Below are 16,821 nucleotides of genomic sequence, written 5' to 3'. Positions count from 1 at the left end.
TGCCCAGGTGGCGGAATTGGTAGACGCGCACGTTTCAGGTGCGTGTGTCGAGAGGCATGCAGGTTCGAGTCCTGTTCTGGGCACTTCAAAGCGGATGACTTATATGGTTGTCCGCTTTTTTTATATTCCCTTATGAGGTTCGATTAAACTTTGAACCATTATTTCCGTCTCTTATAGAAGGGGAACGGAAGGAGATAATGATTATTTTCTTATATTTACCCCAAATTAGTGAGTAGGAATGCAACAATATATAGAGGAAGAGATAATAAAACAATTACGTGATCCGGCGCATCAACGTGATGCCTTCGCGCAGGTTGTCAATTTCTACGGGGAGAAGTTGTATTGGCAGATACGAAAGATGGTGTTGGACCATGACGATGCCAACGACTTATTGCAGAATACATTCCTGAAAGCCTGGATGAATATCGACTATTTTCGGGGAGAGGCGAAGTTGTCGACTTGGTTGTATAAGATTGCGATAAACGAATGTATAACCTTTCTGAACCGCCAGCGTGTGCAGAACAATGTCTCGATTGACGATACGGACGTGTTTTTGCTGGAGCGCCTGAAAGGAGACGAATATTTCGACGGGGATGCCGCACAGATGAAACTGCAGAAAGCCATCCTGACATTGCCGGAGAAACAGCGTGCCGTTTTTAATATGAAATATTTTGACGATATGAAATATGAAGATATGTCTGAGATTTTCGGAACTTCCGTAGGCGCTTTAAAAGCTTCCTATCATCATGCGGTGAAGAAAGTAGAGGAGTTTTTAACAAAAGACATTTAAACCTTTCGTGTTACCATTTGTCAAAAGAACATAAAAGAGAGATGATATGAAAACAGAACAAAACAATCTGGACCGTCTTAAAGGGAAAAATCCTTTTACTGTACCTGAGGGGTATATGGAGGGATTGACGGCAAACATTATGAGTCAGCTTCCCGAAAGAGAGCCTGAAGAGGAGGTGAAAAAGGTTTCCTTGATGGATCGTGTTCGTCCCTGGTTATATATGGCAGCCGTTTTTGCCGGATTGGGGTTGTTTTTTAAAGTTTTGGTCGGATCCGAAGATAAAGCGGCGAAAACCGACTCGCTACTCGTAAAAACAGAAGTGTCTCCAGCCTCAGTTTCTGCTTTGCAAGCGGCCGAGGATGAAGAATACTTGGAGTACCTGGAAGAGCAATATGCCGGTTATATATTGGCAGAAGAAATAGGGGAAACCGAATAAATTGAAAAAAAATAAAGTTTGACAAAATATTTTTGAAAGAATGCTTGTATGAATAAAATATTTTTTATTACATTTGTGGCGTGTTCAGTTGTGTTCTCATTCAGTGCTCACGCTCAAAGTGGGAAACAGCATCGCAATTTTGATAGAGAAGCGTTCTTTGCTAAGAAGAATGCTTTTATTACGGCAGAGATGGGGTTAACCCCGGAAGAGGCAGCATCATTTATACCTCTTTGTAACGAACTGCAAGAAAAGATGTTTGAGGCCGGTCGTGAATGTCGTAAACTATCCAAAGATTTAAAGCATAATGAAAATGCAACCGATGCTGATTACTTGAAGGTGATTGATGAGTGTGTGAGCGTGAACATGAGGCAGGCACAGTTGGAAAAGGAGTATTATGAAAAGTTTAAAAAGATATTGTCTCCAAAGAAACTTTATAGATATAAACGTGCGGAAGGAAAGTTTGCGCGGGAATTTATGAGAGGAGGAGACGATAGAAAAGAAGAGAATAGAAAGAAATAAAATATTATCATTATTTGTGTTTTTTGTTTAGATTTAGTTTTGGCGTTTAAGTTAAGGGAGGGGTGGCGACGTGATGTCGGTTCCCCTTTTGTTTTTATAGCCCTTTCGCTTTTGCTTCGTTCCAGATCCGGTCCATTTCTTCCAAAGACATATCCTTTAATGACTTGCCTTCTTTGATAGTATGCTCTTCCAAATAGTTGAAACGGCGGGTGAATTTCTGGTTTGTGCGTTCCAAGGCATTGTCCGGATTGATCTTATAAAGGCGGGCTGCGTTGATCAGACTGAAGAACAGGTCTCCGAACTCTGCTTCCATCTTATCTGCATCCATCTTGTCGATTTCAGTCTTCAGTTCGGTAAACTCTTCGTGCACCTTATCCCAGACCTGGTCGCGTTGTTCCCAGTCGAAACCCACGTTGCGGGCTTTGTCCTGGATGCGGTGAGCTTTGACTACGGAAGGAAGTGAAGTGGGGACACCTTCGAGAACTGTCTTGTTGCCGCCTTTTTCCTTTAGTTTGAGTTGTTCCCAGCTCTGTTCAACCTTGCCGGCTGTTTCGGCCTGAGCGTTTCCGAAGACATGCGGATGGCGGTAGATCAGTTTCTGGCAAAGGCTGTCGCACACGTCTTTGATGTCGAACGCCGCTTTTTCTTCACCGATCTTGGCATAGAAGACAATGTGCAGGAGCAGGTCGCCCAATTCTTTTTTGATGTTATTGTTGTCATCTTTCATGATGGCATCGCATAATTCGTAAGTCTCTTCGATCGTATTCGTGCGAAGACTTTCGTTCGTTTGCTTACGGTCCCACGGACATTTCACACGAAGCTCGTCCAGAATGTCGAGCAGCTGTCCGAAGGCTTCCATCTTTTCTTGTTTTGTTGCCATTTTTAGTTGTTTGGTTGGAGAGGAAGGAGGTGTGTCAAATTTCATCTTTCTCTTGCCGGGGGATGAATTCCCCGGCAAGAGATTGAATTCTCTATCTTTTTAACACACAGCCTATAAGATGTTATTTATTCTTTTCTTGTTCTTTAAATACCTTCAGCCCGTTTTCCAGGAATTTGATATAGTCGGGGACACTTTCGTTAAATGCATACGACGGGCCGAGCGGTTTGCCTTCGGCATTCAGCAGAATGTAAAACGGTTGGGCGTTTGCACCGAACTTACTACGTTGCAAGTAACTCCATTTGTCGCCGATTGTTTTCAATTTGCGAGTCTTGCCATGCTCTTCGATTGTGATCGGCTGCGGCAGCTTCGTCTTATCATCGACCATCAAGGTGATCAAGACATAATCATTTTCCAATATCTGTTTCACTTTCGGGTCGGTCCAAACGGATGCTTCCATCTTGCGGCAGTTCACGCAACCGAAACCGGAGAAATCGATCATGACCGGCTTGTTCACCTTCTTGGCATAAGCCATACCGGTTTCGTAATCGTCAAAAGCAGCATGCACTTCACTGTTGTACAGGTTGAAATCCTGAGTGTACAAGGGAGGAGCGAAAGCACTGATCGCTTTTAGAGGAGCCCCCCAAAGGCCCGGAACCATATAAACGGCAAAAGAGAAAGAAATGATCGCCATGAACAGGCGCGGCACGGATACGTACGGAAGGTCGCTGTCGTGGCTGAACTTGATCTTACCCAACAGGTAACAACCCAACAGGATAAAGATCACGATCCAAAGCACGATAAACACTTCGCGGTCCAGCAAGCGCCATCCGTAAGCCAGGTCGGCAACCGAAAGGAACTTCAGCGCCAGTGCCAGTTCAAGGAAGCCTAACACCACCTTGACGGAGTTCAGCCAGCCTCCGGATTTCGGCATGCTTTGCAGCATGTTCGGGAAGATGGCGAAAAGGCTGAACGGAATAGACAATGCCAAAGCGAAACCGAACATGCCGATGGCCGGTCCTACCGCCGTTCCCATCGAAGCAGCCTGTACCAGCAAAGTCCCGATAATCGGACCTGTGCAAGAGAAGGAAACCAACACCAACGTGAACGACATGAAGAAAATACTGATAATGCCCGTCGTCGAATCCGCCTTCGTGTCCAGTTTATTCGTCCAGGAGGAGGGTAATACCATTTCGAACGCTCCGAAGAAAGAGATGGCAAAGACTACTAACAACAAGAAGAATATGATATTGAAGATCGCATTCGTCGACAGGTCGTTCAGCGCACTTGCCCCGAATATACCCGTAATCAGCAATCCCATCACCAGATAAATCACAATGATTGAAAGTCCGTACGTCATCGCATCTCGTATCGCCTTCTTGCGGTCCTTCGTCCGTTTAAGGAAGAAGCTGACCGTCATCGGGATCATCGGCCATACGCAAGGTGTCAGCAAGGCGATCAATCCACCCAGGAAACCGGCGAAGAAGATGAACAACCAAGATGTGTCGGTTGCTGAAACCGTCGTGTCGCCGAATGCCTTCAACTGGTCGATGACAGGAGTCCAGAGGGCTGCGTCGTCGGTCAGCTCGTTGGAGGCGCGGACTGGCCTGTTCTCTGCTTTGTCCTTGTTGGTAACAGGGGCGGGAGCCTTCAGCTCGGCCACTTCTTCCACCACTTTTTCAGTATCCGGCTGCACGGCTGTCACATCGTCTTGTTCGACTTCCGGTTTTTCGACCACTGTTTCGGCGGCGGCTGTCATCTTTATATTCTTTTTGTCGAACGAAAAACTGACGCGATCGGGGGGCAGACAAGTCTCGTCGTTGCAAGCCATAAATTCCACTTCACCTTCGGCTTTGAACTTGGCTGGGTCGGTCACTTTGAACTTTTGGGTGAACGAAACGGTCCCTGGATACCAACGCAGGTTCATGGCGAACAGTTCGTCGTATACGGTGGTCGGTTTGACAGATGAAGTCGGTTTGCCGATCAGCTCGGCTCCTTTCAGTGTCTCGAATGTGAACGAAGTGGAGACAGGGCCTCCTTCCGGCAAGTCCTGGTCATACAAATGCCAGCCTTTATCGGCAGTAGCGGTAAAAACGATCTCTTTCTCTGCGGAGCCGGAGTCGTTCAGTTGTATCTTCCATTTTACAGGCTGGAGAATCTGTGCCTGTACGGTCAGTGCGACAAGCACCAACATCAAGGTACTAAAGAGCTTCTTCATATTATTTTTACTATTTTTGTTATTTAGCTAAAGAGGTAAATTTATCAGGAATGCGTGTTTCGAAATGCATCTCTTCGCCTGTTACCGGATGAATGAAGTTGAGCCGTCGGGCGTGAAGCATCAGCCGTCCGGTAGGATCTGTCTCCGCACCATACTTGTAATCGCCGGCGATGGAGTGTCCGATTGATTGCATCTGTGCGCGTATCTGGTTCTTGCGTCCTGTCTCCAGGTCGAGTTCCAACAGCGAGTAGGCTCCGTTGCTGTGCAGCAGGCGGTAGCGGGTGATCGCCTCTTTCCCGTCTCCTTCGGCTGTCACATACACCTGCATCTTTGCATTTTCGGTCAGGTTGGAGACGATTAGGTCGGAATCTTTCTCAGGGCGTCCTTCCACTACGGCCACGTATGTGCGTGCCGTGATGGCAGAGTTCCAGTTCGATTGCAATGCCTTTTGCACTTGCAGATTCTTGGCGAACATCATCAGCCCCGAAGTGTCGCGGTCCAGGCGATGGAGCACGAATATCTTGTTACGTGGATCTGTCTTCTTGACATATTCGCTGAGCAGATGAAGAGCTGTCCGTTCCTTCACGCGCGTGCTGGAAACCGAAAGTAAGCCTTCTTTCTTGTTTACGACTATCAGGTCGTCGTCTTCCCAAACAATTGTGAGCAGTGGATTGTTGAACTCGACTTTTCCCCGTTCGTAGCTGATTAACACCTCGTTGCCCGGTGTGAGCGGCGTGTTGAACTGGGAGGTTACCGTGCCATTGACTGAAATCTGTCCGTGGGCGAGTAGTGCCTTGACTGAACTTTTACTTTGTTCGTTTAAAAGACCGAACAGGAAAGGAAGTAACGTATTCTCTTCTTTCACTGTAACTTTACGTCCTCGAGGGGCTCTGGATCTATCTGTGCCTCTGTATTCTGAGCGTCTTGCCATATTCCTAATTATATATAGTTTACAAAGATACAGGCTTTTGGTCAATGCTGCAAGGAGATGCGGACAAATAAAATAAATCGGCTGTTACTGTTTTTCTTTGTATTTATTAGGAATTCCCTCTCTGTTATCAGTAAGTATGCGGCTTTTCTGTCATGCATATTGGCTATGGTGACCAAAGTTTAATTGGGAAGCCCATTTACGATAGTAGTAATAGACCAACTGCCACCTAGAAAAGTCTAGGGGAAGCATCTACCATTGACAACCGGTCTTAACTAAATAAAATATGGCGTTCCAAATCAGTCGCGAATCATATTTCCTCTTTCTTGCAGGTTCAACACTTTTGTTATATATTGCACTCGGTTTCCGTTAAATCAGTTTGATACATTTTTTTTAAGTTTGGTCACTTTAAAAAAGAAATAATCCGGCTAATACGGAAACTTCTTTAAAAAAAGATTTCAATCATTTTTAAACAGGCTCTAAATTTAAGCCATGAAATAGAGATACCATGAATTGGAGTAGAAAAATGCCGAAGTCCGTTTGTGTTCTTCTTTTAGGAACAGCCCTATTGTCTTGTTCGGATCAGAAAGAAATCCAAATCACCGGAACCGTGCGGAACTTGAACGGTGGAATGATCGTTTACCAGCAATCTATCGCAGGCATGATGAATACGAAAACGATCGATACGTTACAAATCCAAAGCGATAGTACATTTACATTGACGTTACCGGTTGAAGATTATGAACGGGTGAATTTCATTTTGTATGGAAAAGCGGTATTGGGTTCGGTTATATCGAAAGGAGGAAAAATACAATTGGATGTAGATGCAACGGCTCAAAAACCTTTGACTATCCGGGGAGTGGATGAGAAGGCAGTAGCCGTTTCCCGATTGCTCAATCGACTGAATGCCGCTGTTTGGGATTTGCGTGCCCGCCGTGGCGACCGTTGGCAGATTGCTAAAGATACTGTAGCAACATCTGTAGCCCAAAAACTGAAAGATGATGCAGTCTCTCTGGAATCGCAATTGACGGGTTTGGATGAAGACTTACAGGAAAAAGCCCGGCAAGATATACGGATGCAGTTGTTGCTGGCTTTTCAGAACCAGACGATGGGTGCATTTTATCAGGCATCGGAAGCGACAAGGCAGAATTGGTTTGTCGAGTTGGATCAGATGACGGCCTTTTGTATCCCGGATAATCCGAACAGTACTTTCAGTCCGGCCTTTTATGATGTGGTCTCCAATGAAATTGGTATCCGATATTATATGCGTCAGGAATCTATTCCGGAAGGTGTAGAAAAAGGTATCGGTTTGATGTATTACGGTTTTGAACATCGTTTACAGGGCAAGGCACAAGAGGCAGCCATGGCCCAGCTTTTCCTGGAAGATCAGGAAAGGCAGATGAACGATCCGAAGATGCCGGTTTATGCCGAACGTTTCCTGCAATTATATCCGGAAACTTCCTGGCAACCGCTGGTGCAGGAAGCAATGGAAAAGAACCGGGCGTTTAACCACACCCGGATTCCGGAAGATCTTCATTTCCCGGATGTCTCACAAGCGAAAACTTTCCAGGATATTATCGCACCGTATAAAGGGAAAGTTATCTTTATGGACATTTGGGCAACGTGGTGTGGTCCTTGCCGTGATTCCTTTGCTTTTGTAAAGCCGTTGCAGGAATATGCTCAGGAAAAAGATATTGTTTTGCTGTATCTCTCGATTGATAATCCGGAAGCTGAAGAGAAATGGAAGAAGATGGCTGCTCATTATGACCTGAAAGGGGAACATATTCGCATTCAAGAGGCTTTCAAGCAGGAAATTTATGATACGTTTGGTTCGAATGGAGCCTTGTATATTCCACATTGCGTAATCATTGGTAAAGATGGAAAGATACGTCAGAAAGTAGCGGCTTCGTCGGAGAAGATGGAAGAACTGAAGAAACAATTGGAAGAAGCGATTAAATAAACGACGATGTCTTTACGTAAGTTTATAAGACGAGGTATCGGATTGCTGGGCTTTCTCTGGTTTGTTTCGGTTTACGCATATCCGATTCCGGACAGTATTGCTGTCCGCTTACAGGGTTTTGTCTCTGCCTTAGAACAGTTTGGAAAGGCTTTGCCTCAGGAAAAGGTATATCTGCATTTTGATAATACCAGCTATTATCAGGGCGATCAGATTTGGTTTCAGTGTTATGTCGTGACTTCCGAATTCAATCGGCCTACAGCGTGGAGCAAGACGTTGTATGTGGAATTACTGAATCCTGGAGGTGAGATTGTCTCCAGGCAGATTTTACCAATCCGCAACGGTCGTTGCCAGGGGAATTTTACGTTGACGCACTTACCTTTCTATTCCGGTTTTTATGAGGTACGTGCTTATACCAAATATATGTTGAACTTTGGAGAGGCAACAGTCTTCTCACGTATTTTCCCGGTGTTCGACAAACCGGATTCAGAAGGCGATTATACCCAAAAAGAAATTTGCCGACATCCGGGAAAGTATCCGCAGAAAAGGGAAAAGACCAGGAAAGAAAAGAAACTGAATCTCCGCTTTTATCCTGAGGGCGGAACGTTGATTCGCGATGTCCCGGTGCGGGTTGCCTTTGAAGCGACCGATGCTTTCGGTAATCCGGTGGATGTCTCCGGTTGTATCCTGAATAAGGAAAAAGAGGTCGTTTCGACATTCCGGACAAGTCACGAAGGAAAAGGTGTTTTTACCTATGTAGCTGATACGGAAGAAGTAAAGGCGGAAGTTGTTTGGCGAGACAAGAAATATCGCTTTTCTTTACCGGAAGCAGAGGAACAGGGATTCGCTTTTTCGGTTGACAATCTAAGTATCCCGGATAGTTTGGCTATTACGGTACAGAAGAATCGTTTTACGGCGGCTCAGGTATTGGGAGTAGCGGTTATGAGCCGAGGTAAATTATATAATTTCTGTATGCTGACGGTCAAGAGGAATCAGCCCTTCTCTTTTCGACTGGATAAGAAGAATTTACCGGTGGGTGTGTCTCAACTGGTCTTGTTTGATAAAGCCGGACAGGTTTTGGCTGACCGGTTGGTTTTTGTTGGAAAGCCGGATACCTTGTCGTTGGCTGTTCGGACGGATAAAGAACAGTATCTTCCGTATGATTCAATAGGTATTTCTTTCGAAGTGAATGATCCGCAAGGACAGCCGGCACAAACGCTCTTGTCGGTGTCGGTCCGGGATGGCCGGGAAGAAGTGGAAAGCAGGCATTCGATGTTGACGGATCTGTTGCTGATGTCGGAAATCAAAGGGTATGTACGCCGTCCTTCCTGGTATTTTGAGTCGGATGATACGTTGCATCGTCGGGCTTTGGATGAATTGTTGATGGTGCAAGGCTGGAGGCGTTATGAATGGAAGCATTGGGCCGGTGTGGAACCTTTTGAACTGAAGTATCTGCCGGAGCAGGGAATCGAACTGCACGGCCAGGTAGTTTCAATGGTTCGTAGTAAGCCGCGTCCGGATGTGCAAGTAACTTCTTTTCTGACGAAGCGAGGCGAGGAAGACAATCCGACGGATCAGAATACATCCTGCTTCGATGTTTTTACTACGGATAGTTCAGGACGGTTTTCTTTTATTTCTCAGGTGGAAGGAAAATGGAATCTGATTCTATCTGTTTCCGAAAAGGGGAAGAAGAAAGATCATCGGATTGTTCTGGACCGGGTGTTTCATCCGGAGCCTCGGAGATATCCAATGGCAGAATTGCAGGTGCATATTTCAGGCGATGAAAAGGTCTCTTTGCCCGATACACAGCTGAATGATACGGTATTTATGCAAGAAAACATGGAGCAATTATTCAAGGCGTATGAAGATTCTCTGCGAAAACTGGGAATGGACGAAAAGATTCATCGGATCGATGAAGTGGTGGTTAAGGCCAAGAAACTAGATAAAGCTGCCGAAGTTTATAAAACCCGGACCAAGTCGATCGCTTATTATGATGTCGCTTCCGAAATGGACGATATTCAGGACCGTAATGGTTTTATCGGCGATGATATTCATGAACTGATGATTAATATGAATTCTGAGTTCTATCGGGAGCATAGTCCAGGCGGGCAGGAATATCTTTTTTATAAAGGGCGGATGGTCCTTTTTGCGATCAATTACGAACGTACCTACCACAATGAAATGGATTATAATAAGTACCGCTTACTTCCTTTAGAGGCGATTAAATCCGTTTATATCAGTGAAGACTTTGGAACGATCTGCCGGTATGCCGATCCGCGTTTTACACCGATTAATATCGATAAATTATATCGGTGTGTTGTCTTGATCGAAACTTATCCGGAAGATCAGATCTCTGTGAAAGGTGGAAAAGGCGTACGCAAAACCTGGCTGGAAGGATATAGTGAAGTGAAAGACTTCTATCAGCCCGATTATCGCGTATTGCCGAAAGAAAATGATTATCGTCGTACCCTTTATTGGAATCCGGCATTGTCAACGGATGAACAGGGAAAGGCTTATATTCGTTTTTACAACAACAGTCGTTGTAAATATCCCCGGATTACGGTTGAAACTCTGACGGAAGATGGAAAAATCGGAGTTTTCCGGCAGTGATTATTTGATACGGTTACCATGTATTTTCGCTTCCTTTCTTGCCTGCCGATTTTACTTTGCTGCTATTTGCAAAAGACTATGTCCTTAACAAAGACTTTTGATTGACGTTTTCTGCAAATCCTCTATCACTCTATCACTACGAAGGTTGTAGCTATTAATATTCAAGCGTTAGAGGAGTGATACAGGACGTTTTCCTCTATCACTCCTTTATCACTCCTCTATCACTGTCTCGTCCTGATTTTGGTTGACTGTGTATTAAAAAAATCCTGTTATAGGTTGTCTATAAATGTAAAAAAACAGACAATCCTTTCTTAATCCTAAAATAAGTTACCTTATCCTGTTTCACTACAGGACAGGGGGCTTTTCACAGCCAAACTCATCGGCCGGGGAGCGCCCAAGCGGCAAGGGGCAGGGCCACCTGTCCCGACGAGCGTTTCCGGTCTCTGTTCTATTTTGTTGCAAATATATCAGTTTGATCCTGTTCATAAAAGAATAGCTTGTTTACGTTTATAAATAGTTTTCCATTTTCTTTTTAAAGGCCCCTTCTTCGCATGCGCCTCTTCAGGTGTCAACATTTCCACACTACTGTGAGGGCGCCGGGTGTTATAAATATCGATCACTTTCCTCACTATATCCCGAGCCTGGCCGAGCGTTGTTATCATTTCTTTATTCAACCATTCTTCTTTTAATATTCCATTGACACGTTCAGCTATTGCATTCTCTCTGGGATCTCCGTTTTCTGTCATACTTATACGACATTTAATGCCTTGTAAAATTGAGATATAATCTTTGCTACAATATTGTACTCCTCTATCCGAATGATGGATCAGATCGCTTCCCGGGGGAAGTGTTTCCAAGGCCATATTCAACGCTTTTATCGGACCGGACATCTCCAGGGAATCCTCCAGGGCCCAACCGACAATCTTACGGGAGTATGCATCTGTGAGCAAACTCAAATAATAGAATCTCCCTTCGACATTGCGGACATAAGTGATATCAGCTACATATAACTGATTGGCTGATAGCGGATCATAATCTTTTATCAGATTTGGATACTTATGAAAACGGTTCCATGACAGAGTTGTTACCGGCCGATAAACCCTGGAATGTCTGATCAACAAACCATTGTCGCGTAGCAAGTCAAAAAACTTATCGCGCCCTATATCCAAATCAGGATGTATCTTGGTTTTTAGGATATGATACAACTTACGACCACCTAAAACCGGTTGGTCCTGACGCAGGCTGTTTACCATTTTAAGGATTATTTCCTCACACAACAATTCCGATTGTAACTGTTTTTCTCTCTTATAATAGGCTTGCTTGCTATACCCAAACAACGAACAACAATCAGGGATACTTATTTCCGGCTGATTGTCATGAAGCCTTTTCACTGCTTGGTGCCAGAGTTTTTTCGGATATCGATGTTATAGTGTTCATTGGCTAGTTCTATTAGGATTTCCATCGCACGGCGATGAGCTTGCTCATGCTTCAGTTCCTTCTCTTTATCCTTTAACTCCAACTCTTTTTGTTTGAGGGCGCGTTCCAGTTCTTTGATCCGTTTGGAAAGATCCGATTCGTTTTCTGTCATTTTTATTGATCGCTTTTTGAGTTTCAGTGGTTTTATTGACACTGATGATTGTCTTTTTGCCTCAAATTTACGAATCCAATGCGATATTACCGTAGGGTCGCTTATGGAATATTTAAAGGCGATCTCTTTACGGCTTACTCCTAAGCGATATTCACCTATAGCTGCTAGGCGAATCTCCAAAGGATAAGGTTCACCCTTGCGACGAGTCAATGACTTCTCTTTTTTCATCTTTGTTGACTTTTATGAAGTCAACCTATTTCAGGACGAGACACACTTCTGAAACATTGTTCCCCATCCCTGCAACTCACTCGATCATTTTATTCAAAAAAAGCTGTAAAATAGGTAAAACCGGTTGGTTTTCATTGTCCGGCATGGTACTTTAGTTGCCGAACACCCCCATGTTGCCCCCTTTTACACCCGGGTGTAGAGGGCCGGTACATCCGGGTGTAAAGGATGGCAGCATGGGGGTGTTTACGGAATGATGTGCTTGTCTTTGTTAAAAAAAGAGATAGCTTTTGTGGAATGAAGAACCGTATTCCGCCAATTTAATACCTGTTATATTCGTTTTTACATTTATTTATTCGATTATTTTATATGCTTTTTCAAAAGTAATAGAAGACAATATGTTGGTTCTCAATTGTATGATAAAAACGACATGCCTCAGAAGTGATAGAGGAGTGATAGAAGAAAACGTCCTGTATCACTGCCTCTGACACTTGAATATTAATAGCTACAACCTTCGTAGTGATAGAGTGATAGAGGATTTGCAGAAAACTTGGTTCTTCGTCACTTTCGGGGCAGGTCATGTGTTAAAGCTAGTTTATGCATAGCAAGGTAATGCTTGCCCTGTTGAACATTTCAGATCTCAAAGGTCAGTTCATCTACATGCTTGAGGATACTTTTTTGCTGTGGTTCCGAATTTTGGTGCAGCTGCCCTGATAAAATTTAGCTCTTATATGCTTATCTATATTATTTTTGTACTTTTGCATCTTAAAATAGCGGACTTCTTTTGTCTGTGCCGAACATAGATATAATTATAACGAAACAATATGGAAATTGCAAGTAAGTACAACCCCGCAGAAGTAGAGGGTAAGTGGTATCAGTATTGGTTGGATAACGGCTTTTTCAAGTCGAAACCCGATGGTCGTGAGCCGTATACGATTGTTATTCCGCCCCCAAACGTCACAGGCGTGCTTCATATGGGACACATGCTTAACAATACCATTCAGGATATTCTGATCCGTCGTGCCCGTATGCAGGGGAAGAACGCTTGTTGGGTGCCGGGAACGGACCATGCTTCCATTGCAACCGAAGCGAAAGTCGTGAATCGCCTTGCACAGCAGGGAATTAAGAAGACTGACCTGACGCGTGAAGATTTCTTGAAACATGCTTGGGAATGGAAGGAAGAACACGGAGGCATCATCCTTAAGCAGTTGCGTAAGCTGGGGGCGTCCTGTGATTGGGACCGTACGGCTTTCACGATGGACGAATTGCGTTCCGAAAGTGTGATCAAGGTTTTTGTCGATCTCTATAATAAAGGACTGATATATCGTGGTGTCCGTATGGTGAACTGGGATCCGAAAGCGCTGACTGCCCTGTCCGACGAAGAGGTTATATATAAGGAAGAGCACAGCAAACTGTATTACCTCCGCTACAAGGTGGAAGGTGATCCGGAAGGCCGTTATGCGATTGTCGCAACAACCCGTCCCGAAACAATCATGGGGGATACGGCCATGTGTATCAATCCGAACGACCCGAAGAACACTTGGTTGAAAGGGAAGAAAGTGATTGTTCCGTTGGTAAACCGTGTGATTCCTGTGATCGAGGACGATTATGTGGATATCGAGTTCGGTACAGGTTGTCTGAAGGTAACTCCGGCACACGATGTGAACGACTATATGTTGGGCGAAAAATATAATTTGCCTTCTATCGATATATTCAATGATAACGGTACGATCAGCGAGGCTGGCGGTTTGTATGTCGGTATGGACCGTTTCGATGTTCGTAAGCAGATCGAAAAAGACCTGGAGGCTGCCGGCTTGATGGAAAAGGTGGAAGCTTATGAAAATAAAGTCGGTTTCTCCGAACGCACCAATGTGCCTATCGAACCGAAGTTGTCTATGCAATGGTTCTTGAAGATGGAACACCTCGCACAGATCGCTTTGGAACCGGTGATGAAGGACGACATCAAGTTCTATCCTCCGAAGTTTAAGAATACCTATCGTCATTGGATGGAAAACATCAAGGACTGGTGTATCAGCCGTCAGTTGTGGTGGGGACACCGTATTCCGGCTTATTTCCTGCCCGAAGGGGGGTATGTTGTAGCCGAAACGGCAGAGAAAGCTTTAGAAATAGCAAAAGAAAAGACAGGTAACGCTTCTTTGACGATGGCTGATCTACGTCAGGACGAGGATGTGCTGGATACCTGGTTCTCTTCCTGGTTATGGCCGATCTCTCTGTTTAATGGTATCAACGATCCGGACAACCAGGAGATTAACTACTACTATCCGACGAGCGACTTGGTGACAGGACCGGATATTATTTTCTTCTGGGTAGCCCGTATGATTATGGCCGGTTACGAATATCGGGGTAAGATGCCGTTCAAGAATGTTTATTTTACCGGTATCGTACGTGACAAACTGGGTCGTAAGATGTCCAAGTCATTGGGAAATTCTCCCGACCCGCTGCAGCTTATCGAGCAATACGGTGCTGACGGTGTGCGTATGGGATTGATGATGGCGGCGCCTGCCGGAAACGACATTCCTTTTGACGATGCGTTGTGCGAGCAGGGACGTAATTTTAACAATAAGATATGGAATGCTTTCCGTCTGATTAAAGGATGGACGGTTGATTCAACTATCGAACAGCCCGAAGCGGCAGCCACAGCTGTCAAATGGTTTAAGATGCAACTGGACAAGACGATCGCTGAAATGGACGATCTGTTCGGCAAATACCGCTTGAGTGAAGCAATGATGGCTGTTTACAAACTCTTTTGGGATGAGTTCTCTTCTTGGTACTTAGAAATGGTTAAGCCGGGTTATCAACAGCCTGTTGATAAGTCAACTTACTTATCGACACTTGGCTTCTTCGATGCCCTGCTTCGCCTGCTTCATCCGTTTATGCCCTTTATTACAGAGGAGTTGTGGCAAGCGTTGGAGCCGCGTAAGGAAGGCGAGAGCTTGATGGTCGCACTGATACCGGAGGTTGCTCCTGTTGATAACTTATATCTGGAAGATTTCGAAATTGCAAAAGAAATTGTGGGTGGAGTGCGTACGATACGTCTTCAGAAAAATATACCGAATAAGGAAGCATTGGAATTGCAGGTATTGGGTGAACACAACGATCACTTCAACGCCGTAATTGCCAAAATGTGTAATTTGTCGTCTATCATCCGTACGGAAGAAAAAACGGCCGGTTCTGCTTCCTTCCTGGTGCGTACGACGGAATATGCTGTCCCATTGGGTAATATGATCAACGTGGAGGAGGAACTGGCTAAGCTTCAGGATGAACTGAAATACCAGCAAGGCTTCCTGGCTTCTGTCATGAAAAAGTTAAGCAACGAAAGTTTTGTAAGCAAGGCTCCGGCCAAAGTCATTGAAATGGAACGTAAGAAACAGGCCGATGCAGAAAGTAAAATCAAGTCTATCGAAGAAAGCATCGCGGCTTTGAAGAAGTAGGTTTCAGAAATATAACCAGATGAAGTATTTCTTCTGGTTGGCCTTATGTTATTGACGCAAACTACTGTCTTGTTGAATGCAAACAATGAGACAGATAGTTTGCGTTCTGTTTTAATGGCTCTTCCTGCCGGAGAAAAGATGGAGGAAGCGGTTGGGGGAGTTGACTTTGCGACGATATGAATTAATTATTGCAAAGTATTCTATTTTCTTTCCAAATGTTATCGTGCACACTAAAAAAAGATTATATTTGCTGTCATAATATACAAGCACATAATTTTAATTTAATATCATGGAGAAATCAAGAAGATCTTTTTTTAAGAAAGGGCTGGCAGGAGCTATCCTGTTGGGTACGGCAAGCGTAGCAAAGGCCGGATTGCCCGATCCCGTGAAGCCTAAGGCAGCTAAGGCCGTAAATCCTTTTCATTTGGGTATGGCCGGGTATACATTTGTAAACTTTGACTTGGAAACTACGTTAAAAACTTTGCAGCGTCTGGATATTCATTATCTTTGTATCAAGGATTTTCACCTGCCGTTGGATAGCAATGACGATCAAATCAAGGCTTTCCATGACAAATGCGCTTCTTATGGTGTGACTGGATATGCTGTCGGTCCTATCTATATGAAGAGCGAGGCTGAAATAGATCGTGGTTTTGAATATGCGAAACGAGTAGGCGTGAAAACGATTGTCGGCGTACCGAATTACGAACTTTTGCCCTATGTGGACAAGAAAGTGAAAGAGTACGACTTCAATTATGCGATCCATTTGCACGGACCCGATATCAAGACTTATCCGGATGCAACGGACGTTTGGGAACATACGAAAGATTTGGACCCGCGTATCGGTATGTGTCTGGATGTTGGTCACGATCTGCGTAACGGTTGCGATCCTGTTGCCGACTTGAAGAAATATCATACCCGTGTGTTCGATATGCACATTAAAGATGTGACGGATTCTTCAAAGGCTGGACGCGGCATTGAGATCGGGCGCGGAAAGATCGATTTCCCCGCATTGATTCGTATGATGCGCGAGGTGAACTATACAGGAATGTGCAGTCTTGAGTTCGAAAAGGACATGAAAGATCCTTTCCTCGGTATCGCAGAGTCTATCGGCTATTTCAAGGCCGTTAGTGATATGGCATGATAAGAATTATGATTTATGATTTGTGATTTATGATTTATGAAGCACAAGTTGTGAAGCATAATTCATAAATTATAAATCAT

At 44.5% G+C, this 16,821-nt stretch carries 12 protein-coding genes and 1 tRNA gene; 8 read left to right on the top strand and 5 right to left on the bottom strand.

Annotated elements, in window-relative coordinates; all coding sequences use genetic code 11:
- Window position 1 precedes the first annotated feature (1 nt).
- The 4 genes from NQ542_RS10015 (at window position 2) to NQ542_RS10000 (ending at window position 1,745) form a co-directional block, all read left to right on the top strand.
- Window positions 2–83: transfer RNA gene (locus NQ542_RS10015), tRNA-Leu, on the top strand.
- Window positions 84–238: 155 nt separating this feature from the next.
- Window positions 239–790 (top strand): RNA polymerase sigma factor, encoded by a 552-nt coding sequence (locus NQ542_RS10010; RefSeq protein ID WP_005636677.1) that lies wholly within the window; start codon window positions 239–241, stop codon window positions 788–790.
- 46 nt (window positions 791–836) lie between these two features.
- Window positions 837–1,226, top strand: coding sequence for a hypothetical protein (locus tag NQ542_RS10005; RefSeq protein ID WP_005636675.1), 390 nt, complete (start codon window positions 837–839; stop codon window positions 1,224–1,226).
- 48 nt (window positions 1,227–1,274) lie between these two features.
- Window positions 1,275–1,745 carry a hypothetical protein gene (locus NQ542_RS10000; protein WP_005636674.1) on the top strand — a complete coding sequence of 157 codons (471 nt, stop codon included), beginning with the start codon at window positions 1,275–1,277 and terminating at the stop codon, window positions 1,743–1,745.
- Between the two features lie 94 nt (window positions 1,746–1,839).
- Here the strand turns inward: NQ542_RS10000 and mazG are convergent, their stop codons facing one another.
- From mazG to NQ542_RS09985, 3 genes are all read right to left on the bottom strand, one after another.
- Window positions 1,840–2,625 carry a nucleoside triphosphate pyrophosphohydrolase gene (gene mazG, locus NQ542_RS09995; protein ID WP_005650864.1) on the bottom strand — a complete coding sequence of 262 codons (786 nt, stop codon included), beginning with the start codon at window positions 2,623–2,625 and terminating at the stop codon, window positions 1,840–1,842.
- A gap of 121 nt (window positions 2,626–2,746) precedes the next feature.
- The gene (locus NQ542_RS09990; protein ID WP_005636672.1) at window positions 2,747–4,840 is read right to left on the bottom strand and encodes a protein-disulfide reductase DsbD family protein; all 2,094 of its coding nucleotides are present in this window, start codon (window positions 4,838–4,840) and stop codon (window positions 2,747–2,749) included.
- Between the two features lie 19 nt (window positions 4,841–4,859).
- On the bottom strand, window positions 4,860–5,771 hold the full coding sequence (locus tag NQ542_RS09985; protein ID WP_005636671.1) for an RluA family pseudouridine synthase: 912 nt from the start codon (window positions 5,769–5,771) through the stop codon (window positions 4,860–4,862).
- 505 nt (window positions 5,772–6,276) lie between these two features.
- Here NQ542_RS09985 and NQ542_RS09975 point away from each other — a divergent pair.
- Both NQ542_RS09975 and NQ542_RS09970 read left to right on the top strand, forming a co-directional pair.
- Entirely contained in the window at window positions 6,277–7,728 is a 1,452-nt protein-coding gene (locus tag NQ542_RS09975) for a TlpA disulfide reductase family protein (RefSeq protein ID WP_005636669.1), read from the top strand.
- Window positions 7,729–7,734: 6 nt separating this feature from the next.
- The gene (locus NQ542_RS09970; RefSeq protein WP_005636668.1) at window positions 7,735–10,335 is read left to right on the top strand and encodes a hypothetical protein; all 2,601 of its coding nucleotides are present in this window, start codon (window positions 7,735–7,737) and stop codon (window positions 10,333–10,335) included.
- Window positions 10,336–10,817: 482 nt separating this feature from the next.
- Here the strand turns inward: NQ542_RS09970 and NQ542_RS09965 are convergent, their stop codons facing one another.
- Window positions 10,818–11,726 carry an IS3 family transposase gene (locus NQ542_RS09965; RefSeq protein ID WP_005640131.1) on the bottom strand — a complete coding sequence of 303 codons (909 nt, stop codon included), beginning with the start codon at window positions 11,724–11,726 and terminating at the stop codon, window positions 10,818–10,820.
- Complete coding sequence (locus NQ542_RS09960; protein WP_005640132.1) at window positions 11,723–12,151, bottom strand: hypothetical protein; 429 nt, start codon at window positions 12,149–12,151, stop codon at window positions 11,723–11,725. The genes NQ542_RS09965 and NQ542_RS09960 overlap by 4 nt, the downstream gene beginning before the upstream one ends.
- An 821-nt stretch (window positions 12,152–12,972) precedes the next feature.
- Between NQ542_RS09960 and NQ542_RS09955 the strand changes: the two genes are divergently transcribed.
- Both NQ542_RS09955 and NQ542_RS09950 read left to right on the top strand, forming a co-directional pair.
- Complete coding sequence (locus NQ542_RS09955) at window positions 12,973–15,600, top strand: valine--tRNA ligase (protein WP_005640652.1); 2,628 nt, start codon at window positions 12,973–12,975, stop codon at window positions 15,598–15,600.
- A gap of 289 nt (window positions 15,601–15,889) precedes the next feature.
- Window positions 15,890–16,741, top strand: a complete 852-nt coding sequence (locus NQ542_RS09950) for a sugar phosphate isomerase/epimerase family protein (protein WP_005640657.1) — start codon at window positions 15,890–15,892, stop codon at window positions 16,739–16,741.
- Window positions 16,742–16,821 lie beyond the last annotated feature (80 nt).

It is taken from the genome of Parabacteroides merdae ATCC 43184, assembly GCF_025151215.1.
GTDB lineage: Bacteria > Bacteroidota > Bacteroidia > Bacteroidales > Tannerellaceae > Parabacteroides > Parabacteroides merdae.
The sequence above is the reverse complement of the archived record's forward strand: the minus strand, read 5'-3'. Positions and strand labels throughout refer to the sequence as shown.